The organism is Streptomyces sp. NPDC088766, assembly GCF_044750845.1.
Taxonomy (GTDB): domain Bacteria; phylum Actinomycetota; class Actinomycetes; order Streptomycetales; family Streptomycetaceae; genus Streptomyces.
Genome location: NZ_JBIVKQ010000001.1, coordinates 415,716 through 440,973 on the forward strand (window position 1 = coordinate 415,716; position 25,258 = coordinate 440,973).

20 protein-coding genes are annotated in these 25,258 nt (G+C 72.5%); 13 read left to right on the forward strand and 7 right to left on the reverse strand.

Annotation, left to right across the window (positions count from 1 at the left end; all coding sequences use genetic code 11):
• Window positions 1-95 precede the first annotated feature (95 nt).
• Together ACIP5W_RS01890 and xseA are read right to left on the reverse strand one after the other, a co-directional pair.
• A complete protein-coding gene (locus ACIP5W_RS01890; protein WP_401465182.1) occupies window positions 96-329 on the reverse strand; it encodes an exodeoxyribonuclease VII small subunit in 234 nt (77 codons plus the stop codon).
• Window positions 326-1,549 (reverse strand): exodeoxyribonuclease VII large subunit, encoded by a 1,224-nt coding sequence (gene xseA / locus ACIP5W_RS01895; RefSeq protein ID WP_401465185.1) that lies wholly within the window; start codon window positions 1,547-1,549, stop codon window positions 326-328. Before xseA ends, ACIP5W_RS01890 begins: the two co-directional genes overlap by 4 nt.
• Before the next feature lie 109 nt (window positions 1,550-1,658).
• Here xseA and ACIP5W_RS01900 point away from each other — a divergent pair, with 109 nt between their 5' ends.
• Both ACIP5W_RS01900 and ppgK read left to right on the forward strand, forming a co-directional pair.
• Window positions 1,659-2,675: a 4-hydroxy-3-methylbut-2-enyl diphosphate reductase gene (locus tag ACIP5W_RS01900; protein ID WP_401465188.1), complete on the forward strand. Its 1,017-nt coding sequence runs from the start codon at window positions 1,659-1,661 to the stop codon at window positions 2,673-2,675.
• 29 nt (window positions 2,676-2,704) lie between these two features.
• The gene (ppgK, locus tag ACIP5W_RS01905) at window positions 2,705-3,454 is read left to right on the forward strand and encodes a polyphosphate--glucose phosphotransferase (RefSeq protein WP_401465191.1); all 750 of its coding nucleotides are present in this window, start codon (window positions 2,705-2,707) and stop codon (window positions 3,452-3,454) included.
• Between the two features lie 299 nt (window positions 3,455-3,753).
• Here the strand turns inward: ppgK and ACIP5W_RS01910 are convergent, their stop codons facing one another.
• Window positions 3,754-4,083, reverse strand: a complete 330-nt coding sequence (locus ACIP5W_RS01910; protein ID WP_401465194.1) for a DUF6542 domain-containing protein — start codon at window positions 4,081-4,083, stop codon at window positions 3,754-3,756.
• 589 nt (window positions 4,084-4,672) lie between these two features.
• Between ACIP5W_RS01910 and ychF the strand changes: the two genes are divergently transcribed.
• Window positions 4,673-5,761, forward strand: a complete 1,089-nt coding sequence (gene ychF, locus ACIP5W_RS01915; RefSeq protein WP_401465197.1) for a redox-regulated ATPase YchF — start codon at window positions 4,673-4,675, stop codon at window positions 5,759-5,761.
• A 126-nt stretch (window positions 5,762-5,887) separates the two neighbouring features.
• Here ychF and ACIP5W_RS01920 read toward each other — a convergent pair whose 3' ends face one another.
• Window positions 5,888-6,280 carry a DNA-binding protein gene (locus ACIP5W_RS01920; protein WP_401465200.1) on the reverse strand — a complete coding sequence of 131 codons (393 nt, stop codon included), beginning with the start codon at window positions 6,278-6,280 and terminating at the stop codon, window positions 5,888-5,890.
• Window positions 6,280-6,531, reverse strand: coding sequence for a hypothetical protein (locus ACIP5W_RS01925; protein WP_018845686.1), 252 nt, complete (start codon window positions 6,529-6,531; stop codon window positions 6,280-6,282). Before ACIP5W_RS01925 ends, ACIP5W_RS01920 begins: the two co-directional genes overlap by 1 nt.
• Before the next feature lie 115 nt (window positions 6,532-6,646).
• Between ACIP5W_RS01925 and ACIP5W_RS01930 the strand changes: the two genes are divergently transcribed.
• A complete protein-coding gene (locus tag ACIP5W_RS01930; protein WP_401465203.1) occupies window positions 6,647-8,863 on the forward strand; it encodes a DEAD/DEAH box helicase in 2,217 nt (738 codons plus the stop codon).
• A 248-nt stretch (window positions 8,864-9,111) separates the two neighbouring features.
• Here ACIP5W_RS01930 and ACIP5W_RS01935 read toward each other — a convergent pair whose 3' ends face one another.
• On the reverse strand, window positions 9,112-10,035 hold the full coding sequence (locus ACIP5W_RS01935; protein WP_401465206.1) for a hypothetical protein: 924 nt from the start codon (window positions 10,033-10,035) through the stop codon (window positions 9,112-9,114).
• A 685-nt stretch (window positions 10,036-10,720) separates the two neighbouring features.
• Here ACIP5W_RS01935 and ACIP5W_RS01940 point away from each other — a divergent pair.
• From ACIP5W_RS01940 to ACIP5W_RS01980, 9 genes are all read left to right on the forward strand, one after another.
• The gene (locus tag ACIP5W_RS01940; protein WP_401465209.1) at window positions 10,721-13,561 is read left to right on the forward strand and encodes an ATP-binding protein; all 2,841 of its coding nucleotides are present in this window, start codon (window positions 10,721-10,723) and stop codon (window positions 13,559-13,561) included.
• Window positions 13,562-13,677: 116 nt separating this feature from the next.
• Complete coding sequence (locus ACIP5W_RS01945) at window positions 13,678-14,670, forward strand: helix-turn-helix domain-containing protein (RefSeq protein ID WP_401465211.1); 993 nt, start codon at window positions 13,678-13,680, stop codon at window positions 14,668-14,670.
• Between the two features lie 156 nt (window positions 14,671-14,826).
• The gene (locus tag ACIP5W_RS01950) at window positions 14,827-15,270 is read left to right on the forward strand and encodes an SsgA family sporulation/cell division regulator (RefSeq protein ID WP_401465214.1); all 444 of its coding nucleotides are present in this window, start codon (window positions 14,827-14,829) and stop codon (window positions 15,268-15,270) included.
• Between the two features lie 121 nt (window positions 15,271-15,391).
• Window positions 15,392-16,513, forward strand: coding sequence for a helix-turn-helix domain-containing protein (locus tag ACIP5W_RS01955; protein ID WP_401465217.1), 1,122 nt, complete (start codon window positions 15,392-15,394; stop codon window positions 16,511-16,513).
• Window positions 16,514-16,683: 170 nt separating this feature from the next.
• Window positions 16,684-19,437 (forward strand): AAA family ATPase, encoded by a 2,754-nt coding sequence (locus ACIP5W_RS01960; protein WP_401465220.1) that lies wholly within the window; start codon window positions 16,684-16,686, stop codon window positions 19,435-19,437.
• Between the two features lie 48 nt (window positions 19,438-19,485).
• Window positions 19,486-20,292, forward strand: a complete 807-nt coding sequence (locus ACIP5W_RS01965) for an alpha/beta hydrolase (RefSeq protein ID WP_401465223.1) — start codon at window positions 19,486-19,488, stop codon at window positions 20,290-20,292.
• A gap of 127 nt (window positions 20,293-20,419) precedes the next feature.
• The gene (locus ACIP5W_RS01970; RefSeq protein ID WP_401465226.1) at window positions 20,420-21,664 is read left to right on the forward strand and encodes an extracellular solute-binding protein; all 1,245 of its coding nucleotides are present in this window, start codon (window positions 20,420-20,422) and stop codon (window positions 21,662-21,664) included.
• Window positions 21,665-21,683: 19 nt separating this feature from the next.
• Entirely contained in the window at window positions 21,684-22,586 is a 903-nt protein-coding gene (locus ACIP5W_RS01975) for a carbohydrate ABC transporter permease (RefSeq protein WP_401465229.1), read from the forward strand.
• Complete coding sequence (locus tag ACIP5W_RS01980) at window positions 22,583-23,398, forward strand: carbohydrate ABC transporter permease (protein WP_401465232.1); 816 nt, start codon at window positions 22,583-22,585, stop codon at window positions 23,396-23,398. The genes ACIP5W_RS01975 and ACIP5W_RS01980 overlap by 4 nt, the downstream gene beginning before the upstream one ends.
• Before the next feature lie 498 nt (window positions 23,399-23,896).
• Here the strand turns inward: ACIP5W_RS01980 and ACIP5W_RS01985 are convergent, their stop codons facing one another.
• A complete protein-coding gene (locus ACIP5W_RS01985; protein WP_401465235.1) occupies window positions 23,897-24,727 on the reverse strand; it encodes an alpha/beta fold hydrolase in 831 nt (276 codons plus the stop codon).
• Window positions 24,728-25,258: the final 531 nt, after the last annotated feature.

Here is a 25,258-nt window from a genome sequence, read left to right on the forward strand (position 1 = left end):
ACGGTACGCCAAGGAAATTAAACTTTCAACAAAAACCCGGCCGTGAGTGACCCGCTTCACACCCACCGTCACCGGCCGGATCCGTCCGCCCCGGCCTATTCCTCCTCCGCGGCCCCCTCTTCCCCCTCCTCATCGGCGAGCGCCGCGTCCAGCCGGGCCCGCGCGCCCTCCAGCCGGCGCCGGCACACCTTGGCCAGCTCCTCCCCGCGCTCCCACAGGGCGAGGGACTCCTCCAGCGTCGTCCCCCCGGCCTCCAGGCGGCGCACCACCTCGATCAGCTCGTCCCGCGCCTGCTCGTACCCCAGCGCCTCGTCCGTCCTGCCCGTCATGCACCCATCCCCTGATCGTCGACTCGAACCGTGAACTCACCTGCGGCGACCCGCGCCCGGAGCACCTCGTCCGCCGCCACCTCGCCCGGATCCCGGACCACATGACCGCCGGCCCTCTGCAGCACCGCGTACCCCCGCTTCAGCGTCGCCGCGGGGGAGAGCCCCACCACACGCGCGTGCGTGTGCGTCAGCTCGGAGTCGGCGCGGTCGAGGAGGTGCCCGAGCGTCCGCCGCGAGCGGTCGACCAGCGAGGAGACATGGTCCGCGCGCTCGTCGATCATCCGGTGCGGATCCTGTACCACCGGCCGGCCGAGCGCGTGGCCCAGCCCGCGTTCCTCACGCTCCACGAACGCCTCCACGCACCTCCTCGCCCGGCCGCGCAGCACCCGCACCCGCTCCAGCTCCTCGCCGACGTCCGGCACCACCTTCTTCGCCGCGTCGGTCGGCGTGGAGGCCCGCAGGTCGGCCACGTGGTCCAGCAGCGGACTGTCGGGCTCGTGCCCGATCGCCGACACGACCGGCGTACGGCAGGCCGCCACCGCCCGCACCAGCTGCTCGTCGGAGAACGGCAGCAGATCCTCCACGCTGCCGCCCCCGCGCGCGACGACGATCACGTCCACGCCCTCCTGGGCGTCCAGCTCCTGCACGGCCCGGACGACCTGTGCCACGGCGTGCACGCCCTGCACCGCGACATTGCGCACCTCGAAGCGGACGGCGGGCCAGCGGCGCCGGGCGTTCTCCAGCACGTCCCGCTCCGCGGCCGAGGCCCGCCCGCACACCAGCCCGATGAGCTGCGGCAGGAAGGGCAGCGGCTTCTTCCGCTCGGCGGCGAACAGTCCCTCGGCCGCCAGCGACCTCTTCAGCTGCTCCAGCCGGGCCAGCAGCTCCCCGACACCCACGGGCCGTATCTCGACGGCCCGCAGCGACAGCTGCCCGCGCGGGGCGTACCACTCCGGCTTGGCGTGCACCACGACGCGGGCGCCCTCGCCGACGACGTCCGCGACCGCGTCGAAGACCTGCCGGAAGCAGGTCACGCTCACGGAGACGTCGCGCGAGGGGTCGCGCAGCGTCAGGAACACGACACCCGCGCCGGGGCGTCGCGACAACTGGGTGATCTGCCCCTCGACCCACACCGCGCCGAGCCGCTCGATCCACCCGCCGATGAGCCGCGAGACCTCGCCGACGGGCAGCGGGGCCTCGGCGGACGTATTGACAGCCATGCCGCGAGGGTAGTGGCCGGCGCCGACAACACCCCGCACCCGGCGGCCCCGTCGGCCCGGGACCCGTGCGCGATCTCCGCGCCGCCGACCCGGCCTTACGATGGGACCCATGACCGCTTCGTCTGGCCGCCGTGTCCTGCTCGCCGCCCCCCGGGGCTACTGCGCGGGAGTGGACCGCGCCGTGATCGCCGTCGAGAAAGCCCTGGAGCAGTACGGCGCTCCCGTCTACGTCCGCCACGAGATCGTCCACAACAAGTACGTCGTGCAGACCCTGGAGAAGAAGGGCGCCGTCTTCGTCGAACGGACGGAGGAGGTCCCGCCGGGCAACATCGTCATGTTCTCGGCGCACGGCGTCGCTCCGGTCGTCCACCAGGAGGCCGAGCGCGGCCGGCTGGCCACCATCGACGCGACCTGCCCGCTCGTCACGAAGGTCCACAAGGAAGCCGTCCGGTTCGCCGCCGAGGACTACGACATCCTGCTGATCGGCCACGAGGGCCACGAGGAGGTCATCGGCACCTCCGGCGAGGCCCCCGACCACATCCAGCTCGTCGACGGGCCCGCGGACGTCGCCAAGGTCGAGGTCCGCGACCCCTCCAGGGTCGTCTGGCTGTCGCAGACCACCCTCTCCGTCGACGAGACGATGGAGACCGTCGACGCCCTCAAGGACAAGTTCCCGCAGCTCATCTCCCCGCCCAGCGACGACATCTGCTACGCCACGCAGAACCGTCAGCTCGCGGTCAAGCAGATGGGCGCCGAGGCGGAGCTGGTGATCGTCGTCGGCTCGCGCAACTCCTCGAACTCCAAGCGGCTCGTCGAGGTCGCCAAGCTCGCCGGTGCCCGCGAGGCCTACCTGGTGGACTTCGCGAGCGAGATCGACGAGGCCTGGCTGGAAGGGGTGACGACGGTCGGCGTCACCTCCGGCGCCTCCGTCCCCGAGGTCCTCGTCGAGGAGGTCCTCGGCTGGCTCGGCGAGCGCGGCTACGGCGACGTGGAGCTGGTGAAGGCCGCCGACGAGCACATCACCTTCTCCCTGCCCAAGGAACTCCGCCGCGACCTGCGCGAGGAGGCCGCCGCGCTGGTGGCCGGGCGGGGCGGGAGCGGCCCGGCGGCCACCTCGGGCGAGTGACGGTCCGTCCGCCGTCGTAACGTGGGGCCATGCAGATCTTCGGCGTGGACATCGGTGGATCCGGGATCAAGGGCGCCCCTGTGGACCTGGACAGGGGCGACCTCGCCCAGGAGCGCTTCAAGGTGCTCACCCCGCAACCGGCGACGCCCGACGGCGTCGCCGACGGCGTGCGGCAGGTGATCGAGAACTTCGGCTGGACGGGCCCGGTCGGCCTGACCTTCCCGGGCGTGGTCACCGGCGGCTCCACGATCCGCACGGCGGCCAACGTCGACAAGAGCTGGATCGACACGGACGCGCGCGCCCTGTTCGGCGAGCGGCTGGGCGGACTGCCGGTGACGGTGGTCAACGACGCCGACGCGGCCGGTGTCGCCGAAATAGCCTTCGGCGCCGGTCGCGACCGCCGGGGCACGGTCATCCTCCTCACCTTCGGCACCGGCATCGGCAGCGCCGTCTTCGTGGACGGGGTCCTCGTCCCCAACACCGAGCTGGGCCACCTCGAACTGCACGGCCACGACGCGGAGAAGCGCGCCTCCAGCAAGGCCCGGGAGGACGAGGAGCTGACCTGGGAGCACTGGGCGCGACGCGTGCAGAAGTACCTCGCGCACGTCGAGATGCTCTTCTCGCCCGAGCTGTTCATCATCGGCGGCGGCGTCAGCCGCAAGTCCGAGAAGTTCCTGCACCACATCGACGGCATCAAGGCCGAGATCGTCCCGGCGCAGCTCCAGAACAACGCGGGGATCGTCGGCGCGGCGATGCGGGCGGCGAAGGAGAGCCGCTAGCGGTCCCTCCCGGCCCCCCGCACACCGGGGGCCGGAGCCACCGGCGTGCGGGGCCGGAGCCGCCTGCCGGCGGGGCCCGGGCTCTGCCGTCACCTTCCCGCCTGCCCCGCGACGCCGTGCACGCGCCTCCCCCAGAGGGAGGCCCCCATGCGCCGCACCGGGCCCTGACCCGAGTACGTCCGGTACGAGAACCAGGGCCCGGGCAGACTCCCCCGGCCCTGGGCCGGGGGACCCCGGAGCACGCACCTGACGCCGCGAGGCCCGCCCCCGGGCGGACGGCGGGAAGGTGACGACAGGGTCTAGCGGCGGGCGGCGGCCCGGCGCCGGGCCACCAGGACCACCCGGCGCACCAGCACGGTCAGCGCGGCCAGGAGCGTGCCGCCGTACAGCCAGCCCACCTGGGTGGCCAGGGCGGTGGCCAGCGCCATCAGCCGGGCGCCGGGACCGTCGCCGTCCTTCGCCAGCGGCAGGATGCCCACGGCGAAGGCGATCGGCACCACGACGGGCGCGGCGAGCAGCTCGGCCCGCCGTACCCACAGCCCGCACACCACGCACACCGGCAGGAACAGCACGCCGTACGCCGTCTGCGAGGCGCCCAGCAGCCGGTCGAGCCAGCCGAGCGCCAGCATCAGCAGCGCGCTGAACAGGCCGGTGCCGAGGCCGGTGAGCCGCAGGTTCGGCAGCCGCCGGACCGCTGCCGGGGACGGGAGCGGAGCGGGCGCGCGGGCCGGCTTCGGGAGCCGCGGCGCACCGCCGGACCGGCGCGGCGCACCGGAACCCGGGCCGCGCGGCGCACCGGAACCCGGGCCGCGCGGCGCACCGGAACCCTGGCCGCGCGGCGCACCGGAACCCGGGCCGCGCGGCGCACCGGAACCCGGGCCGCGCGGTGCACCGGAACCTGAGCCGCGCGGCGCGTCCCCCCGGCCGGCGCCCACCTGCCCCCTCCCGCGGCGGGCGTCGCCGGCCCCGCCGCGGCCGGTCTGTGGCGGCAGGGGCGGGCCGCCGCGTCGCGTTCCGTTCTGCGGGGGTCGCGTCCTGTGTTGCTCCACCGGTCCAACCTAGGTCGGTTTATGTGCCGAATCGGGCGCGGGACACGCCGGAGAGGCGACCTTGGCCAAGCGTTCGACAGGTCCGCCGGGGCGGGCGCGGGCACGCCGTAAACTGGTGGATCGGCCAGCCCCCTGGCCCCCTGGCCCTCTCACTACGGGAAGTCGCAACGTGTCGCTCACGATCGGAATCGTCGGTCTGCCGAATGTCGGCAAGTCGACCCTGTTCAACGCCCTGACCAAGAACGACGTGCTGGCGGCCAACTACCCGTTCGCCACGATCGAGCCGAACGTGGGTGTCGTGGGCGTCCCCGACGCCCGGCTCACCAAGCTCGCGGAGATCTTCGGTTCGCAGCGGATCCTCCCGGCGACGGTCGACTTCGTCGACATCGCGGGCATCGTGCGCGGTGCGTCCGAGGGCGAGGGCCTGGGCAACAAGTTCCTGGCGAACATCCGCGAGTCCGACGCGATCTGCCAGGTCATCCGCGCCTTCAAGGACGAGAACGTCGTGCACGTAGACGGCAAGGTCTCGCCGAAGGACGACATCGAGACGATCAACACCGAGCTGATCCTCGCCGACCTCCAGACCGTCGAGAAGGTCCTTCCCCGGCTCCAGAAGGAGTCGCGCATCAAGAAGGACATCGGCCCGAAGGTGAAGGCCGTCGAGGAGGCCAAGGAGATCCTGGAGAGGGGCGACACGCTCTTCTCGCACGGCATCGTCCAGGGCACCGAGCGCAACGAACCGCTGCACGACCTGCACCTGCTCACCAGCAAGCCCTTCCTCTACGTCTTCAACGTCGACGAGGACGAGCTGATGGACGAGGACTTCAAGGACGAGCAGCGCGCCCTGGTCGCCCCGGCCGAGGCGATCTTCCTCAACGCCAAGCTGGAGGCGGACCTCGCCGAACTCGACGAGGCGGACGCCATGGAGCTGCTGGAGTCGGTCGGCGCCGAGGAGCCGGGCCTGACCACCCTCGCCCGCGTCGGCTTCGACACCCTCGGCCTCCAGACCTACCTCACGGCCGGCCCCAAGGAATCGCGCGCCTGGACGATCAAGAAGGGCGCCACCGCCCCCGAGGCCGCCGGCGTCATCCACACCGACTTCCAGAAGGGCTTCATCAAGGCGGAGGTCATCTCCTTCGCCGACCTGGTGGAGACCGGCTCGGTCGCCGAGGCCCGAGCCAAGGGCAAGGCCCGCATGGAGGGCAAGGACTACGTGATGCAGGACGGCGACGTGGTGGAGTTCCGCTTCAACGTCTGACGTTATGTCAACGTCTGTGCCCGACCTGCCTGTTGGCGGGTCGGGCACAGACGTCTGGCCGCAGTGAGTCCTCGATCCGGCGATGCGGTGACAGCGCTTGTCGGGCGGCGCGGCGGCGTCACGGTCTCAGACCTTGACGACCTCCACAGAAAGGCCGCACAGGAGTGTCAGGTCCTCGGGGTCGGAGGTGAGGACGGTGACCGGCTGGGGCGCGTTGCGCGCGATGGCGGCGAGAGCGGCATCGATGGCGTACTTGTGGCCGTGAAGGTGATGGGTGCGAAGGAGTACGGCGGCCTGGTCGGTGATCTCCTTGGTGACGTCGTGAACGTCGACGCGGGAGAGGACCCACTTGATGCGGGCCGGGTGGATGCGCTCGTAGTCGGCCTCGAGCGTGGTCATGGCGCTGGTGGCGACGCGGACGCCCTCCTCCGACGCCGCCTGGACCAGAGCCACGACGGTGCGGTCCTTGCGGTAGAGCTTCGAGAGTCCTTCGCTGTCGAGCAGGAGGGTGCCGGGCATCAGGCGGCGGCACCGCCGGCCTGCCGGTGGTCGTGGCGCAGTAGCGCCCGGGCGGCCTCGACCTCCTCGCGGGTGAGAGCTTCGTTGTCGGTCTCGAAGTCGGCGACGATCTCCCGCAGCTTGTCCATGGCGACCCTCTGTTCCAGAGCCTCGGCGACGTAGGCGGAGAAACCGCCGGGCCCGACATGGGCCCGTACGGCCTCGGCGAGATCCTCGGGCAGGCTGATCGAGTACTTCCTGCTACCGCTCATGGTGCCGATCCTACCTGTGGTCGTAGATCTGGGGGTGTCAATGACTGCCCCGAGGTTCGTTCGATCCGAAGAAGGCTGCGAAGGTCCGTCGAGGCCCGTGTGGGGCGGTGGGAAGATGCAGGAAGGGTCGGGGAGAGGGGCGGGAAGCGTGGGGCGTGGTGAGCGGGACGCGGTCGCGAGGGGAGCGCGACTGTACGAGGCAGCGCAGGCAGTGGCCGGTGACCACGGCAGGGCGGTCGAGGCGGTGCGGCTGGCGCTGAAGCCGATTCACGACGCGGCGGTCACGCGGGAGCTCGACGCCATACCCGTCGCCCGGCTGCAGGACGTCACCGAAGGGCGCCTGCGGCTGGGGAACGTCGAGAAGAACGGCCTCGGCACGGTGGGCCGCGTTCTCGAAGCGGGCCCCTATCGGTTGCGGCAGATCCCCGGTGTCGGGCAGCGCACTGTCGATCAGATCCTTGCCGCTGCTCGCCGGCTTTCCGAAGCGGTGCACGAGACGGTGGCCGTCCACATCGACGTGGACCGGCCGGAGCCGAGCACCACCGCGCTCGTCATGGCCCTGCACGTACTGGTGGAAGCCGGCCCGGACGCCCGCCGCGCGGTGGACCGAGCCGCAGCCCTGTCAAAACGGCTCGGCCCGTTGCTGGCCGACGCGAGGCCCGCCGCCGGGCGCGTCAGGATGCTGCTGGCCGGCCAGGAGAAGAGGGCACGTGCCCTGGCGGCGGTCGTCGAGATCCGCTCACTGGTGGACGAAGCGGAGCAGGCAGGCCTGCCCGAACTGTTCGCACAGGCCTCGGTGGACCTGCTGCGCGGATCCTCGTCCGACATCGCGGCATGGGTGGACTTCGAACTCCGCTCCGCGGAGTACTACAGCCTGCTCGCCGAGATTTCCGGGCGGTCGCCGGACGCGGCGGCCGCCGAGGGGTTCCTGCCGGAGGAGATCGCCGAGCGGGTACGGACGCAACAGCTCGACGACTCGCACCGACGGGTGTCCCTGCGCGGTTACCAGGCGTTCGGTGCGCGATTCGTCCTCGCGCAGCGCAAGATGATACTCGGCGACGAGATGGGTCTCGGGAAGACCATCCAGGCGATCGCCGTACTGGCACACCTGGCCGCCGAGGGGCAGAGTCACTTCATGGTCGTCTGCCCGGCGAGCGTTCTCGTGAACTGGACCCGGGAGATCGAGACCCGCAGCGCCCTTCGTGTCACGCTGCTCCACGGCCCCGACCGGCACCACGCGTTCGCCGACTGGAAGGGGCGGGGCGGGGTGGGGGTGACCACGTTCGACGCACTGCGCGGATTTCCCGCGCCGGGCGGCGGGGAGGTCGGACTGCTCGTCGTCGACGAGGCGCACTCCGTGAAGAACCCGAGGACCAAGCGGTCCCAGACGGTCGCTTTGTGGACGGAGCGGTGTGAGCGCAGCCTCTTCATGACCGGAACCCCGATGGAGAACCGGGTCGTGGAGTTCCGCAACCTGGTCCGGATGCTCGACGCAGGGGTGGCGGACTCCCTCGGCGAGCGGGACGCCCTGGCAGGATCGGTCGCCTTCCGCAAGGCCGTCGCCCCGGTCTACCTGAGGCGCAACCAGGAAGACGTGCTGACGGAACTCCCGAGTCTCCAGCAGACCGACGAGTGGGAGGAGCTGAGCGTGTCGGACGAGGAGGCGTACCGCGAAGCCGTGCGCGCGGGCAACTTCATGGCGATGCGCAGGGCCGCGTACATGCGCCCCGAGAAGTCGGCCAAGCTGGACCGGCTCCGCGAGATCGTTCAGGAGGCTGGCGAGAACGGGCAGAAGACGGTGGTCTTCTCCAATTTCAAGGACGTGCTGGGCGTGGTGAAGGCGGCGCTCGCCGCGGGGCCCACCGCCGGCGCCCCGATGCTCGGTCCGCTCACCGGCAGCGTCCCGGCCGGGCGACGGCAGCAGATCGTCGACGACTTCGCCGGGATCTCGGGACCAGCGGTGCTCCTGGCACAGATCCAGGCGGCCGGCGTCGGCCTCAATATGCAGGCTGCCTCCGTCGTCGTCATCTGCGAACCGCAGATCAAGCCGACCATCGAACACCAGGCGGTGGCCCGGGCCCACCGCATGGGCCAGGTCAGGCCGGTTCACGTGCACCGCCTTCTCGCCACCGGGGGAGTGGACGAACGCATGGTGAGGATGCTGGAGGAGAAGACCCGCCTGTTCGATGCCTACGCCCGCCGCAGCGCCGTGGCCGAAGCCACCCCGGACGCGGTCGATGTGTCGGACACCGAGCTGGCCCGCCGGATCGTCGAGGAGGAGCAGGCGCGTCTGGGCATGACGAACGGGTGGCCCACGGCGTCCGATCGATGAAGTCCTCCTGTCCGCAACCAGTCCGCAGGACACCCGTGAGCGACCGTCGGGACCCAGCGCACGCCGACGGAGGAATTCCTGGTGGACCGACTGGTACCGCCAGCGCCGACTCCACGGTGGGACAGGCGACGTCCCGCCCGTCGGCCAGGGGTCGTCCGCCGGCCGTGACAGTTGCGAAGGCCCGGGTGCGCCCGACTGTCCGGCAGTCAGGCGCACCCCGCGGTGCGGCAGTCCGGCCCCCCGTTCCGTCAGGAACGGCGGGTGCGGGTCGTTGCGTAGATCGTGCCGGCGCCGATCGCGACGGCCAGGGCGGCACCACCGGCGATCAGGCCGACCGGGGCACTCGACCCGGTCTCCGCCAGCGGCTGTGTGCTGCCCTGGGGCGAGGGCTCCGGGGCGGCCGGCGGCGTGCTCTCCAGCGGAGGCACGTCCGACGTCGTGGAGGGGGTGCTGGTGGCCGGCTCGGGGGTGGTGGGCGGAGCCGTGTCCTGGGCGGGAGGAGTGCTGTCGGCCGGGCTGGTCGGCGTGCCGGGTTCGTCCGGTGCGGACTCGGAAGGAGTCGGGCTCGGCGTGTCCGGCTCTGCGGGGGCGCACTCCTTGTCACCGCCGTTCCACGCGGCGATGAGGTGGTACGGCGTGATCACGCCGTCGGGCTGGTAGGGAAGGGGACCGTGTCCGTCCCCCGGCTTGCCGTCGTAGACGACGTCGTCGCCGTAGAGGTCTATCTGCCCGTAGCAGTCGGGCGTCTCGACGGTCAGCTTCTGGTAGGTCCGCTCGGCGTCGTCGTCGTCGGCGACGTCGGCTGCGGTGAGGTAGACCGTGGCCTTGTCGACGTACGTCTGACGGCCGGAGGTCTCCCACTTGGGGCCCTCGGTGGTGTACTCGGCGAGCGAGACCGGGTACCGGCAGCCGTCGCCGATCTTCTGGCCGGGTGCGAGGCGCACTTCGACGGCACCGGGAGGGGTGTCCCAGACGCGGAAACCACCCTGCGAGGTCCAGTCGGCCTCCACGGGTCTTCCCCCGCCGTCGACGACGCGGTACTGGACGGTGGCGGACTGGCAGCCGTTGTCCGTGGCGTTCGCCGCGGTTGCTCCGAACAGGGGCAGGGCGGCAGCGGTGAACGTGGCGGCGCCGAGCGCGGCCGGCGTCCTGAATCGTTGTGAGCGCGACACATTGACCTCGGGTACTCAGGTGAGTGGGGGGTGAGCAGGCGCATGACAGCTTTGTGCAGGACGGCAGAGGACCTCGTCGGACATGAGGTGCTCCACTCGCCTCACGGGCGCCGCAAGTGAGGCGCATTCTTGCCACCTTTCACAACACCCGTCAATTCTTCACCAGTTCACGACACGTCACGCTCGGTCGGGTGGTGACGGACGTGACGGCCGGCTCGACGGCAGGGCGTCCGGGCAACGGTCCGGAGGGTGCGGACCTGGCCGGGGAGCGCGGTCGTGGCCGGTCGGAACGCGCAGCCGGACGATGCGGAGGTCCACGGCCCCGATGCCGCAGCGGGCACGCGGGCCGGGTGTCCGTCGAGCATCCGCAGGGCTGCCCGTGCCGGGTTGCCGCTCCCGTGCCGGAACGGCATCGGGTGGCCGAAGCAGTCTGCGCCCGGTACGGCCGAAGCCGCGGGGCAGGGCACGGCGGAGCAGGGCGGGACGGCCGCGCTCGCCGTACATCGCCGCCGCGCCCGTGAGGGGACCCGCCCGCTCGGTCAGGGCGCGGGCCGGGCGGGCGCGGGGCTGCCTGGGGCGGGGCGGGGGCCGTCCGGCTGGACCATGGCATCCTTCATGTGCGGATTCGCCGCGCCGCCGGGCCGTGACAGCCGCATTCCGTGCGACCGGGCTTGGGAGATGGCACATGGACCGGACAACGAAGCAGCCGGCCGTCCGCAGAACGGGTGCGGTGCAGGCACCGGTGCGCGGCCGGGACGACGAACTGGCATTCCTCGACGCCCGGCTCGACGCCCTCTCCCAGGGCCGCGGGGGGATCGTGTGCGTCGAGGGTGCGCCGGGCGGCGGCAAGAGCCGGCTGCTGGCGGAGACGTACGCCGCGGCGATACGGCGGGACATCAGGGCGTTCCGGGCAGGTGCGGATCCCGACGAACACTACGTGCCGCTCGGTCCGCTCCTGGACGGTCTGCTGTCCGGCGCCGAACCCCTGCTCGACCCGGCGAGGGTGCGCGAGCTCTCCGCCTCGCCCGACCAGCGGTTCTGGCTGCTCCAGGAGCTGCAGGACCGGCTGGAGCAGACGGCCCTCGAGACGCCGCTGCTGATCGTCCTCGACGACGTGCAGTGGTGCGACGACCTGACGCTCCTCGCCCTGCGGAGCCTCTCGGCCAGGCTTTCGTCGCACGCGATCCTGTGGGTGATGGCCGTTCGCGGCGGAACCGGGTCCCCGTCGGTACGCCTGACGCTGGACCGGCTGCGGCAGGCGGGTGCGTACGAGCTGCGCCTCGGCCCGCTCTCGGACGAGGCGGTCGCCCAGATCGCCGAGGACGTGCTGGGCGCCGCTCCCGACCCCGGGCTCCTGCATGCCGCCCGGCGCGCGGAAGGCGTGCCGTTGCTGCTGGTGGAGCTGCTCGGCGGACTCCGCGACGAGGGCTCGGTGATCATCGAGAACCGCGTGGCGCGGCTGTCGCGCGGCTCGATCCCCGAGCGCCTGCGCTTCTTTGTGCGACGGCGTCTCCACCAGCTCTCCGAACCGGCCCGCGAGGTCGTGCAGGCCGCCTCGGCGGTGGGCCGCACCGTCCCCATCGACCTGCTGTCCGAGCTGACGGGCAGACCGGCGGCGGCCCTGATCACGCCCGTGCGGGAGTGCCTCGACTCCGACCTGCTCGTCGAGCAGGACAGCCATCTGCGGTTCCGTCACGACCTGATCCGCGAGGCCGTCGACGACAGCCTCCCCGTCTCCGTGCGCCGGGCGCTGCGGCGCCATGCGGCCGACGTGCTGCTGGCACGCGGTGCCCCGGTGGTCGAGACGGCCACCATGCTGGCGGACAGCTCGGACGTCGGCGACCGCTCGGCAGTGGAACTGCTCCGGGGCGCCGCGTCGGAACTCGCGGCCACCGCGCCCGCTTCGGCGGCGGAACTCAGTGGCCGAGCTCTGGAACTCATGGCCGACGGGGCCCCGGAACGGTCGGCGGTCGTCGCCGAGACCATCCTCCTCCTGTGGCAGACCGGGCAGGCCGCGCGGGCCCGCGCGCTGGGGGACGCGACACTGCCCGGCAGCCTGCGGCCGGCGGACGAAGCACGGGTGCGGCTCAATCTGGCGCGCATGTCCAGCCAGTACGACTTCACGGAGGCCGTCCGGCAGGCCGGTACCGGCGCCGCGCTGCCCGGCGTCCCGGCGGCGCTGCGGGCCCAGCTGCTGGCACTGCTGTGCCTCAACCTCTCCATGGTGGGCGACATGGAGGCGACCGCCCGGGCCGTGACCGAGGCGCTGGAGGCCGCCGCGCAGGCGGGGGACCAGGTGGCCGAGGCCACCGCGATGGCCGTCGACTCGGTGGTGCTCTTCTACCGGATGGACTGGAACGAGTCGTTCCGGCTGGCGGACCGGGCCGCGGGCCTGGCGGCCGACCTCGGAATAGCGCACTCGCTGTGGGTGCCGGAGGCACTCTGGACGACGTTCCTCCTCAGCGCGGCGGGGCGGTCCGACGAAGCGCTCGCGGCGTCCGCGGCCGGCGTCCGCGAGACCCGGCAGCAGGGCCAGGCCGCCGCCATGCTCCTGTGGCTCATGAACCGCTCGCGGGCACTCCTGGACGCGGGGCAGCTGGCCGACGCCCGAGCCGAGGCCGAAGGCGCCTCGGCCATGGTCGACGAGCTCGGCATGGGCAACTTCGCCGACGCCACCCTGCTGTACACGTTGGTGCGCGTCGCCCTCCACACGAACGACCTGGAGGCCGCCCGGTCCTACGTCGAGCAGGGCGAGCGGATGCTGCGCGACGAGGCGCCGCTCGTCCGCAACGTGGGCTCGTGGATGGCCGCACTGCTGGCGGACGTCGAGGGCCGCCCCGACCGGGCCATGGCGCTGCTCGACGAGGCGGCGGAGGCGCTCGCCGGGCAGAGGCCCTCCCTCGCCAGCCCCGACGACCCCGCCGACGCGCCCGTCTTCGTCCGCATGGCGTTGCGCGCCGGAGCGCGGGAGCGCGCCGAGCTCGCCGTCTCCGTGGCGGAGCGACGTGCCGAGCTCAACCCGGACTTCCCGATCCTGGCGGCCTCGGCCGCACACGCCCGGGGGCTGCTCGACAACGACCTCACCCACCTCCTGCGGGCGGTCCGCCTGTACGAGGACTGCCCCCGGCTGCTGGCCCGCGCCTCGGCGCTGGAGGACGCCGGCCGCAAGCTCGCCGCCACCCGTGCGTCCCAAGCCGTGCCCCACCTCGACGCGGCTCTCGCCCTCTACACCGAGGCGGGCGCGGAGCGGGACGCCGCGCGCGTCCGCAGCCGCCTGCGGGCGGCAGGGGTCCGGCGGCCCGCCACGTCCCCGGGAGCGGGGCAGGACTGGCCGGAGCTGACCGCCTCGGAAGCGCGTGTGGTGCGGCTCGTCGCGCAGGGCCTGACGAACCGGCAGGTGGCGGAGCGTCTCTCCCTGTCTCCGCACACGGTGAGTTCCCACCTGCGGCACGCCTTCGTCAAGCTCGACATCACCTCGCGCGTGGAGCTGGTCCGGTTGACGGCCGACCGCGACAGCGGAGCGTGACCGCTTCGCATCACACGGCGGTCCGCCCGCCTGCGACGGACCGTGCGATGCGCGGACGCGGGCGGACCGCCACAGTGGTGATGAATGCTCGAACCGTGAAAGGCGGGGCCGAAGTCATGACGCAGGTCGTACCTCTCCCTGATGAAGACCGCCTCACCGGCAGCCTCCTGAGCACGGACACGGTGCCGGCCCACCGGCGACGGGAGTACTGGCGTGAGGCCCTGTCCCGGACCTTCGGCGCGGTGGACATGTCGGTTCCCGAGGAGATCGACACCGGAACGATCCGCACGGCGCCGCTCGGCAGGCTCCAGGTCACCACCGTGGACGGCGACGCACTCGACGCCCGGCGGACGCGGCGGCTCATCGCGCAGGGCGACGACGAGGCGTACGTGATCGTCAAGCTTCTGACCAGAGGGGGCGCCAGGCTCGAGCAGGACGCCCGCGACGTGAGCGTGGGGCCGGGCGAAGTCTTCATCTACGACATGTCACGGCCGGTTCGGCTGTCCCTGGCCAAGTGCTTCCGGACCACCTCCCTCGTCGTGCCACGCCAGGTCCTGGGCCTGCGCGAGGCGGACCTGCGGCAGATCACGGCATCCCCGTTCCGCTCCGACACGCCGCTCGGCGGCCTGCTGTCCGTCCTTCTCTCCCGGCTGGCGGACACCGCAGGGGCGTATCGACCGCACACGCGCGAGATGCTCGCCCGCAATGTCGTGGATCTGCTGACCGTCCTCGCCGACGAACGACTCGGCAGGGGCTCCGCCGGCACACCGGGCGGTGACGCGGCGATGCTGCAGCAGATCCGGGCCTTCATCGGCCGGCACCTGGCCGATCCCGACCTGACCCCGGAGGCCGTCGCCCGGGCCCACCACATCTCCGTGCGCTACCTGCACAAGATCTTCCAGGGCGAGGACACCACGGTCAGCCGCTGGATCCAGAGCCGCCGCCTGGAGGCGTGCCGACGGGAACTGGCGCACCGGGAGGCGGCGAACCGCACCATCGTCGCGGTGGCCCAACGGTGGGGCTTCACCAGCGCCGCCCACTTCAGCCGGGTGTTCCGGACCGCCTACGGGATGTCCCCCAGCGAGTGGCGCGCCACGCACCGCGCATAGCCGGGCCCACGGTGGGCGCGGATCGTGGAAGTCCGTGCTCCGGGCTCTCACGGGCAACTTTTCGTACGCTCCACGGCAAGCTGCCTCCAACGGCGACTCCAGGGTTGTTCGCGTACGTGCCGCCCTCCGGGATTCCCTCGCTGATCGGGGTGAGAAATGACCCAGCCGTTCTCCGGCGCCGCCGGTGACACCTTCGTCGCCCACGAGGTCGTGGTGCTCGTCGTCGTCGCGGACGAACCGCCGGTACCCCTGCCCGCCCGGCTCCGCTACGACAGGGCGGACCCGTACGCCGTGTGCCTGTCCCTCGGAGGGGCGTCGACCGGCACGGTCGACTGGGTGTTCGCCCGAAGTCTGCTGACGGAGGGACTGGTCCGCCCGGCGGGCAGGGGAGACGTCCTGGTGGTGCCCCCGCACCGCTGCCACCGCCACTCGGTGCGCGTGGTCCTCAGGTCCGCCGCGGGAACCGCCGTGGTGAGCATCGCGGCATCGGCGGTCGCCACGTTCCTGGCGGAGACCGGCCGGGTCGTACCGGCGGGAGCGGAGGGCCTCCACATCGACCTGGACCGCCTCGTGGCCGAACTCGTGGCGGGAAGCGGGTGACGGACCGGCCCGGCGGCCGTGACCCCCACGGCGGTCCCCGGATCTAGCGGATTCACGCGATGTGCCGCCGCGCGCCCGTTGGGAGGGTGTCCGGAAACGTACCGGCTGAAAGGCGGGAACCATGTCGCTGGACTCATCGGTACCGACGGCGGGGCAGCTCTCGGACACCTTCTGCACCACCGAGTCGGTGCCCATCCGCCAAAGACCGGCGTACTGGCGCGCAGCCCTGTCCCGGACGTTCGCCCCCGTCGACGTCACCTTCCCCGACGAGGTCTGCCGGGGGTCCGTCCGCACCTCCCGGCTGGGGCGTCTGCGGGTCGCCACGGTGGACGGCGGCCCTTTGTCGGTGCGGCGGAGCCCGCGGCTGATCGGCCCGGACGACGACCAGCTGCTGGTCGTCACGCTCCTGGTCGCAGGCGTCGCCGGGTTCGAGCAGGACGGCCGGGAGGCCGACCTGTCTCCCGGGGAGATCGTCTTCTGCGACACGGCCCGCCCGCTGCGGATGACGTTCCCCCAGCCGTTCCGGACGAAATCCCTCCTCCTGCCCCGTCGGCTCCTGGGCCTGGACGAGTCCGACCTGCGACGGCTCACCGCGGCACCGCTGCGCCCGGACACGACGGTGGGCTCACTGCTGGCGCCCTTCCTCGGCCGGCTCGTGGACACGGCGGCGACGTACCCGCCGTCCACCGGGGAGGCACTGGCCCGCCACGTCGTCGATCTCCTCACCGTCCTGGTCGGAGAGCGACTCCACCAGGAGAGGGCCGATGCGTCGGGCGAGTCCCGGACGCTGCTGCCGCGGATCCAGACGTTCATCGACCTGCACCTCGCCGACCCGGACCTGACGCCGGACGCCATCGCCCGCGCCCACCGGATCTCCGTGCGCTACCTGCACAAGCTCTTCCAGGCCGAGGGCGTCACGGTCGGCCGGTGGATCCAGCGCCGCCGGCTGCAGGAGTGCCGGCGTGAGCTTGCCCGACGGGAGGCGGCGGCCCGGACCATCGCCGCGACGGCCCGCCAGTGGGGGTTCACGAGCGCGGCCCACTTCAGCCGGGTGTTCCGGGACGCCTACGGACTGTCTCCCGCCGAATGGCGGGACTTCGCGGCGCGAGCGCGTCGAGTGCCCGCGTCGCCGGGTGCCGTGAGCGCGGCCGGTGACATGGGTGCCGTGGGTGGCCTGAGTGCCGTAGACGCCGTGGGTGCCGTGGGTGACGCGCCGAGGGGCGTGGAGGCCGCAATGGCCTGAGGAGCTCCCTGCCCGTCGTCCCGGACCGCACCGGCCGTGTCCCTCCCCGAGTACCGGTCGCATCACTCTGCGTGCCGCACCGTGGGCTCTGCGTACCGCGTTGTGCGCCCGGCCGCCGCCCTTGCCATAGTGGGGCTCCGGCCGGAGGGTGCGGACGGGAGGGAACACGAGTGGCGAGGTCAGGCGGATCGCTGTCCCGCAGCGGTCTGCGCGGCCGGGAGGCCGAGCTCGAGGAAGTGCAGACGCTGATCGTCTCGGTGGCCCGCGCCGGCGGCGGCGCGCTGGCCCTGATCCGGGGCGAACCGGGCATCGGCAAGACCACGCTGCTCGCCGAGGCCGTCGCCAGGGCCCGTGCGGCGGGATTCTCGGTCGGCCTCGGCAGGGCCGACGAGCTCCATCACATCGTGCCGCTGTCGTCGTTGGCGGCCTGCGTCCTGCAAGGCGACGACGCGCTGCTGTCCGGCGCCGCCTTCGCCGATCTCGCGCACCGCCACGATCAGCGGATCTGGCTGGTGGAGCGCCTCGCGGAGGGGATCGAGGCCCGAGCGGGCGGCGGGCCGGTGCTGATCGCCCTGGACGACGTGCAGTGGGCCGACTCGCTGAGCCTGTTCGCGCTGAAGCAGCTGCCGACCCGCCTGCGGGCCTCGCCGGTGCTGTGGATGCTGACCGGCCGGCAGGGTCCCCCCGGACCGGCGGAGGAGACGGTCGAGGCCGCGCGGGACGGCGGACTCCCCACCGTCACCGTGCCCCTGGGCCCCCTGTCCGGCCCGGCCATCGACCAGGTGGCCGGCGACGCCCTCGGGACGGCCGCCGACGAGCGGGTACGGGAACTGCTCGACGGAGCCGGCGGGAACCCGTTCCTCGCCGTCGAGATGCTCGCCGGACTGCGGACCGCGGAGACTTCGGGCGAGTCCGTGCCCGCGGGACTGGTGGTCGGTGTGCGCGGCAGGCTCGCGTCCCTGCACCCCGACACCCTGCGCTTCCTCCAGATGGGGGCGGTGCTGGGACGCGGGTTCGGCTTCCACGACGCCGCCGCGCTCTGCGGCCGGCCTCCGGCCGACCTGGTCGGCGCACTGGAGGAGGCGGTGCGCGCCGGACTGCTGGACGACGAGGGCGACCGGCTGGTCTTCCGGCACGACCTGCTGCGCCAGGCGGTCTACGTGGACATCCCGCCGTCGGCCCGCAGGGCCCTGCACCGGGAGGCCGCCGGCCTCCTGGTGGCCGCGGGGCACCAGCCGGTCGACGCGGTTCCGCACATCCTCAGGGGCGGCCGGCCCGGGGACGAGGAGGCGGTGGCACTGTTGCGGCGAGCCGCCGACGACGTGCTGCCGGTCACGCCGGGCCTCGCGGCCGACCTCATGACGCGCGCCCTGGAATGGGTTCCGGCCACGCGGCCGTCGAGGTTCGACGTGGCGGAGCAGGCCATCGTCTGTCTGACGCGGGCCGGCCGTGACCGGGAGGCGCTGGCGACCGGTGACCGGCTGCTGGCCGGCCGGCCTCCCATGGAGGCGGTCGGCCGGCTGCAGGCGGCCCTCGGCGGGACGTTGTGGAACCTGGACCTCGCCGACGAGTTGCGCCGCCGGACGGAAGCGGCGCTGGCGCTCGGGGGCGCCGGCCCGCAGGTCGGGGCGCGGCTGGCCGCCCTGCGCGCACTGGCCCTGTCCCGGAGCCGCGATCTGGTCGCGGCGCGGCAGGCCGGCGAGACCGCGCTGCGTGCCGCCCTCGCGATCGGTGACCGGGAGGCGCACGTCCTGTCCCTGGTCGGGCTCGGCGAGATCGCGCTCAACGCGGGTGAGAACGCCGCCTCGCTGGAGCGCTTCACCGCGCTCAGCGCGGTCGACCCCGCCTTCCTTCCCGAGGAGATCGTCGCGTACCAGCACATGGACGACTTCGAGTCCGGCGAACGGCTGCTCCTGCGGGCGGCGGACCACGCGGAGGCGCCCCGGCAGGCGATGCTGCTGTGGGCGCAGGGGCAACAGCACCTGGGGCTGGGCAGGCTCGACGACGCCGAGGCCGATTTCGTCACGATGGAGCGCCTGGAGGACGACGTGCAGATCCCCGTCCAGCAGGTGAACGCCCGCGTGATCCGCTCGTGGATCGCCCTCCTGCGAGGTGAGCGGGACGCTGCGCGGCAGCATCTGGCCGCGGCCCTGGAACGGTGGGCGGGCAGACCGAATCCGGGCAACACGGCCGCGGTCCGCTTCCTGGAAGCGGTCCTCGCCGAGGACGACGGGGACGTCGGGCTCGCCCTCGACAAGCTCCGGCAGGTGCAGCGGGAAAATCCCTTCATGCGGTGGCGGCTGCTGCGCACCTGGGTCGACTCCGCCGTACGTATGGCCCTGCGGGGCGGCGATCACGGGCTCGCCGAGGACCTGGCCGCCCAGGCGCAGGCTCACGCGGCGCGCAATCCGGCCGTGCCCACCGCCACGGGAGTCGCGGCCCAGTGCCTCGGACTGGTGAGGAACGACCTCGGCCTCCTCGAACGTTCCGTGGCCCTGCTCGAGTCCGGTCCGCGCCCGCTGGTCCGGGCCGCCGCCACCGCCGATCTCGGCCGGGCACTCCTGGCGGCGGGCCGCGGACCCCAGGCGGCCGCCGCCCTGACCCGGGCCCGTGCCGCGTTCGCCGCGTCGGGCGCGCACGCCGCGGCGGCACGCGCACAGCGCGAGCTGCGGGGGGCCGGGGCCGGCGGCCGCGGCGACGGGGCGAGCAGGCGACGCCCCGTCCAGGGGTGGGGGGCGCTGACGGCCTCGGAGAGGCGGGTCGCGCGCCTCATCGCCGAAGGCCACACCAACCGGTCGGCCGCGGACGCGCTCGTGGTCTCCCCGCACACCGTCAACACGCACCTGACGTCGGTCTTCCGGAAGCTGTCGGTCAGTTCCCGGGTCCAGCTCGCCAACCTGGTGACGACCCTGCGCGAGGACTGAGCGGGCACGCTGGTACGTTCACGCGATGTCGGGCGTGGGGGAGTGGGCTTGACTGGGGGCGAAGCCCACCCGGAGGCAGCCGGCATGCGCGAACCCGCCCACACACCGCCCTTGATCGTGCTCGTCCACGGGGCGTTCACCGACGCCTCGTCCTGGACACGGGTCATCGGCCTCCTGCACGGCGCGGGCCTGACGGTGCACGCCCCTGCGAACCCGTTGCGCGGCCTGGAACAGGACGCCGCCTACGTCAGGAGCGTGGTGCGGCAGAGCGGTGTACCGGTCGTCCTGGTCGGCCACGGCTATGGTGGCGCGGTCATCACCCATGCCGCTTCCGGCGCCGACAACGTCGTCGCGTTGTGCTACGTGGCGGCGTTCGGTCTGGACGAGGGCGAGTGCGTCCTGGACATCACGAGCCGCTTCGCCCCGATGCCGTCGGCCGACGCGACCGTGACCGCCGTTTTCCCCACCGGGTCCCCGGACGGTCCGGGAAGGGAGCTGTACATCCGCGCGGAGCGGTTCCCCCAGGTGTTCGCGGCGGACCTGCCGCCGCAGGACAACCAGGTCCTGGCCGTGCGGCAGCGCCCGATCGCCCAGGGTGCGCTGACCGACAGATCGGGCCCGCCGGCCTGGGCCTCCACACCGTCCTGGTACGCCATCGCGGCGGCCGACCGGATGCTCAACCCCGCCGCCCAGCGCTTCATGGCACAGCGCATGGCGGCCACCGAACGCGTATTGGACGCCGCTTCGCACGCCGCGGTCCTCTCGCAGCCCGCGGCCGTGGCGGCGATGATCCGGGCAGCCGCCGGCCGCGGCCGCAGCCGCGGCGACGGCACGCATCGTCGGCTGCTCTCCTGAGCGGACGAATGCGGCTCGTCTCCCCGGCGGACAAGTGAGGTAATATCCCCGCGCTATCGGCGTTTCCGGTACGAACCGTCGCGCCAGCGACCCGGACGCCTCATCTTCGCCGCGGGAAGGCACCATCGTGAACGTACCGGCCGGATCGTCGGCACGGCGGATCACCGCCCTGCTCGGCACCGTCGTTCTGACCGTGGCCGCCACCGGGTGCGGCGGCGGAACCGGATCCGCCGGCGGCGAGGCGACCACCGTCACCGCGCTCGACTACTACACCGACGCCTCCGAACACGCCCAGTGGGGCAAGTGGCTCACGGCCTGCGGCAAGGCCGCCGGCGTGAAGGTCGAGCACCGAAGCGTCCCCGGGGCCTCGCTCGTCCCTCAGGTCCTGCGGCAGGCGTCCTCGCGAACCCTTCCCGACCTGCTGATGCTGGACAACCCCGACATGCAGCAGATAGCCGAGGCCGGCGCGCTGACCCCGCTGGACCGGTACGGCGTCGACTCCGGCGGCTTCGCCGAGGGCATCCTGTCGGCCGGCACCTACGAGGGGAAGGTCTACGGACTGGCCCCCGCCGTCAGCACGGTCGCCCTCGTCTACAACAAGGACATGCTCGCCGAGGCCGGCGTCTCCGTGCCGAAGACCTGGGACGAGCTGAAGGCGGCGGCGAAAAAGCTGACACGGCCCGGGCGGTACGGCATGGCGGTCGACGCCAACGCCACCTTCGAGGGCACCTGGCAGTTCCTGCCCTTCCTGTGGTCCAACGGCGGTGACGAGAGGCGACTCGACACCCCGCAGGCCGCGCAGGCGCTCCAGCTGTGGGTCGACCTGGTCAAGAGCGGCTCCATGTCGAAGTCGGTACTGAACTGGACCCAGGCCGACGTCCACGACCAGTTCGTCGCCCGCAGGACGGCCATGATGATCAACGGTCCCTGGCGGATCTCCGACCTGGACAAGGACGGGAACCTGCACTGGGGCGCGGCCCCCGTCCCCGTCCGGCAGACGGGGCAGACCCTCGTCACCCCGCTCGGCGGTGAGGTGTGGACGGTGCCGCGGACCGCTTCCGAGGACCGGCAGGAGAAGGCCGCCCGGGTACTCGCCTGCCTGACCGACTCCACCCACACCCTCGCCGTGGCGAAGCAGTACCACACGGTGCCCTCCCGCACCGCCGTGGCGTCCCGCTACGCCGAGCAGACCCCGGCGATGGCCGCGTTCGTCAGCGGCGTGGCAGGCGCGCGGGCCCGGACCCGCGAACTCGGCGTCAGGTGGCCCGAAGCGGCGACCGGGATATACACCGCCGTCCAGGACGCGCTGACGGGCGAGCGGACACCGCAGGAAGCACTCGAGCGTGCGCAGCAGATCGCGACCGGTTCCTGACCGGCCCCGCGCCCCGCGGATGAGCACCCCCCGGGCCCGCCGCCGGGAGTCGGTCTCCCAGTGGATGTTCCTCGCGCCCGCCGCCGCGTATCTGCTGCTGTTCTTCGGCTACCCGATCGTCAAGAACGTCGTGACGGGCTTCCAGGAGTACACGGCGACGACCTTCTCCACCGGTGACGCGCCGTTCGTGGGACTGCGGAACTACGCGGACATCCTGTCGTCGGACCTGTTCTCCGAGGCCTTGCTGACCACCGTCCTGTTCACCGCCGGTTCGCTCGTCGGCCAGTTCGTGATCGGCCTGGCCCTCGCCCTGTTCTTCCACCGCCGGTTCCCGCTCGGCGGCCTGCTGCGGTCGCTCCTGCTGCTGCCGTGGCTGCTTCCCCTGGTCGTCTCGGCAACGACGTGGAAGTGGATGCTGGACACGGACTCCGGAGTCGTCAACGAAGCGTTGCGCGGCCTCCACCTCGTGTCCTCCGGCATCCCCTGGCTCACCGGCACCTCGGAGGCGCTCGTGTCGGTGATCCTCGTCAACATCTGGGTGGGCATCCCCTTCAACACCAGCATCCTGTACGCCGGGCTGCAGGACATCCCCACGCATCTGCACGAGGCGGCGATGCTGGACGGCGCCGGTCCGGTCGCCGTGTTCCGCCATGTCACCTGGCCCCTGCTGCGGCCAGTGGTGAACGTCGTCCTGGTGCTGGGGGCGATCTACACGGTGAAGACGCTGGACATCATCCTCGTCGTGACGGGCGGAGGACCGGCCGACGCCACCCAGACCCTCGCCACCCGCTCCTACCAGCTCTCCTTCCAGCAACTCGAGTTCGGGCGCGGCGCCGCGACGAGCAACGTACTCGTCGTCGTCTCGCTCGTCTTCGCCCTCGTCCATCTGCGTGCCCGGCGCATCCGGGGAGGGAACCGGTGAAGCGCGCACCGAGGCGCGGCCTGCTGTCCACCGTCGTCGCGATCGTCCTGCTCGCGGTCATGCTCTTCCCCGTGTACTGGATGGTGAACGCCTCCCTGCAGCAGGCGGGCAACACACTCCAGGGCGGCTGGTTCCCCCTCCACCCGGACTTCAGCGGTTACACCAGGGCACTGCGCGACCAGGGAGGCAACCTCGTCACCAGCCTCGTCGTGTCCCTCGGCAGCGTCGCGCTCAGCCTCGCGCTCGCCGCGCCGGCGGCCTACGCGCTGGCCCACCTCCCCCTCCGGGGAGTCGACCTCGTGCTCTTCGGTGTCCTGATCACGCAGATGGTGCCGGGCATCGTCGTGGCCAACGCGATCTACGGCGCCTACGCCGACCTGGGGCTGCTGAACTCCGTCCTCGGACTGGTTCTCGCCGACTCCACCGCCGGGGTCCCCTTCGCCGTCATCGTCCTGCGCGCGTTCATGCGGGGCATTCCCCGGGAGATCATCGAGGCCGCGCGCGTGGACGGCGCCGGGCGGCTGCGCACCTTCCGCTCCGTGGTGCTCCCGGTGAGCAGGAACGCCCTGGTCACCGCCGCGCTCTTCACCTTCCTCCTCACCTGGAGCGACTTCCTCTTCGCCCTCACACTCACCACCACGGACACCGTCCGGCCGGTCACCCTCGGCATCTACGACTACCTGGGCGCCCACACCGACCGGTGGAACGCCGTCATGGCCACCGCGGTCCTGGCGTCCGTCCCGGCAGCCGTGCTGCTCGTCGTCGCCCAGCGCCACATCGCCGCCGGGACCACCGGCGGCGCCGTGCAGTGAGGGCCGGCGGCGTCCGCCGGGAACCCGGCGGACGCCGCCGGCGGGAGTGCGTCCGCGCGTCGCGCCCGGGCGGGCCTCTCCTCCTCGCCCCTGTGCCGGCGGGGTCGGGCGGCGCCGGCGGTCGACGCCCGCAGCAAGTACCCCCGGTGGGCGGCGAACCGGTTCCCGGCCGGCCCCGCCCGCCCTCGCACGACGGTGGCAGGGCGTCCATGTCGCCGGGGTGCCCGCACGCGGGGCGGGGAGCGTCCGCCGTCACCGGCGACGGCCGGGCCGGACGGCAGCGTGCGCGGGAGCGGTCGTGGGACGAGGGCGAAGGCGACGTGGGACGACACCGGCCACCGCAGGGCGACGGCGGTCACGTCCGTCCCGGCGCACTGCGGCCGCGGTGCCCGCCCGCCGGGCGCGGCCGGGTGCCCGCACTGCGCGGGCACCCGGCGCCTGTCGCTCCGGCGGGTTCCGCGGATCCGGCGTCCGCCTTCTCCGCGGGCCGGTTCGGCCTCACGCCTCCACGAAGGCGAGGATGTCGGCGTTGAGGACCTCGGGGTGCGTCGACAGCATTCCGTGGGAGTAACCCTCGTAGCTCTTGAGCGTGCCGTCCTTCAGCAGCTCGACGGCCTTCAGAGCCGAGTCCGCGTACGGCACGACCTGGTCGTCCGTCCCGTGCATCACGAGGACGGGGACGTCGATCTTCTGCAGGTCCTCGGTGAAGTCGGTCTCCGAGAACGCCTTGATGCACTCGTAGTGGGCGTTGGTCGCGCCCATCATGCCCTGCCACCACCACCGGTCGATCAGCCCCTGGGACACCTCGGCGCCGGGCCGGTTGAAGCCGTAGAACGGCCCCGTGGGGACGTCGATGAAGAACTGGGCGCGGTTGGCGGCCACGGCGGCGCGGAACCCGTCGAAGACCTCGATCGGGGTGCCTTCGGGGTTGGTGTCCTTCTGCACCATCACCGGGGTCACGGCCGCCACGAGGACCGCCTTGGAGACACGGCCGGGCTTGGCCTGTGCCACGTAGCGCGCGACCTCGCCGCCGCCGGTGGAGTGCCCGACGTGCACCGCTTCCCGGAGATCCAGGGCGTCGGTCAGCACGTTGACGTCGGCGACGTAGGTGTCCATGTCGTGGCCGGTCGCGGGCTGGCCGGAGCGCCCGTGTCCCCGGCGGTCGTGGGCGATGACGCGGTACCCCTTGCCGAGGAAGAACAGCAACTGGGCGTCCCAGTCGTCCGAGCTGAGCGGCCAGCCGTGGTGGAAGACGATCGGCCGGGCGTCCCGGGGGCCCCAGTCCTTGTAGAAGATGACGGTGCCGTCGGGCGTGGTCACTGTGCTCATTGCTGTTTCCTTTGCTGAACGGGGTGTTTCGGGGATGCGTCGCGCGCGGCGGGCCGCGCGTCGACGACCGGGGTGCGCCGACCGCGGCCGCCGCACCCGTGCGGAGGAGTTCTCGCCGTCGGACGGACGGGGGCCGACCCGCCGTCAGGGCCGCGTACCGCGTCGCCTCTTGGCCGCTTCGACCGCCTGCGGGACGATGTCCACCACCTCGTCGGGGTGGGAGAGCACGACCAGGTGCGAGGAGCCGATCTCCACGAAGCCGATTCCGGCACGGCGGCGAGATCCGGATCGGCATCGGCGGCCACGACCTCGGGGAACTTCTCGGCGTCGACGGTGACGTCGGGGTTCTTCTCGTCGTGGTCCGCCGGCGGTGACGCCGTGCGGACGACAACGATGGTGGGTTCGGTCATGGCGGGTCCTGGTGGGAGAGACGGGCGGTGAGCCCTTCCGTCATTTCCGACGATACGAATTCGCTCCGCGGCTCCTTGCCTCTGCGCGCACCGGGTCTGACATGAGAGTGCCCGCGCCGGG

Coding starts and splice junctions, on each gene's coding strand:
- ppgK (WP_401465191.1), top strand. CDS start 2,705: ATGCAGATCTTCGGCGTGGACATCGGTGGATCCGGGATCAAGGGCGCC.
- ACIP5W_RS01940 (WP_401465209.1), top strand. CDS start 10,721: ATGGACCGGACAACGAAGCAGCCGGCCGTCCGCAGAACGGGTGCGGTG.
- ACIP5W_RS01975 (WP_401465229.1), top strand. CDS start 21,684: ATGAGCACCCCCCGGGCCCGCCGCCGGGAGTCGGTCTCCCAGTGGATG.
- ACIP5W_RS01950 (WP_401465214.1), top strand. CDS start 14,827: ATGACCCAGCCGTTCTCCGGCGCCGCCGGTGACACCTTCGTCGCCCAC.
- ACIP5W_RS01925 (WP_018845686.1), bottom strand. CDS start 6,531: ATGAGCGGTAGCAGGAAGTACTCGATCAGCCTGCCCGAGGATCTCGCC.
- ACIP5W_RS01890 (WP_401465182.1), bottom strand. CDS start 329: ATGACGGGCAGGACGGACGAGGCGCTGGGGTACGAGCAGGCGCGGGAC.
- xseA (WP_401465185.1), bottom strand. CDS start 1,549: ATGGCTGTCAATACGTCCGCCGAGGCCCCGCTGCCCGTCGGCGAGGTC.
- ACIP5W_RS01930 (WP_401465203.1), top strand. CDS start 6,647: ATGCAGGAAGGGTCGGGGAGAGGGGCGGGAAGCGTGGGGCGTGGTGAG.
- ACIP5W_RS01985 (WP_401465235.1), bottom strand. CDS start 24,727: ATGAGCACAGTGACCACGCCCGACGGCACCGTCATCTTCTACAAGGAC.
- ACIP5W_RS01910 (WP_401465194.1), bottom strand. CDS start 4,083: ATGCTGGCGCTCGGCTGGCTCGACCGGCTGCTGGGCGCCTCGCAGACG.
- ACIP5W_RS01920 (WP_401465200.1), bottom strand. CDS start 6,280: ATGCCCGGCACCCTCCTGCTCGACAGCGAAGGACTCTCGAAGCTCTAC.
- ACIP5W_RS01900 (WP_401465188.1), top strand. CDS start 1,659: ATGACCGCTTCGTCTGGCCGCCGTGTCCTGCTCGCCGCCCCCCGGGGC.
- ACIP5W_RS01955 (WP_401465217.1), top strand. CDS start 15,392: ATGTCGCTGGACTCATCGGTACCGACGGCGGGGCAGCTCTCGGACACC.
- ACIP5W_RS01945 (WP_401465211.1), top strand. CDS start 13,678: ATGACGCAGGTCGTACCTCTCCCTGATGAAGACCGCCTCACCGGCAGC.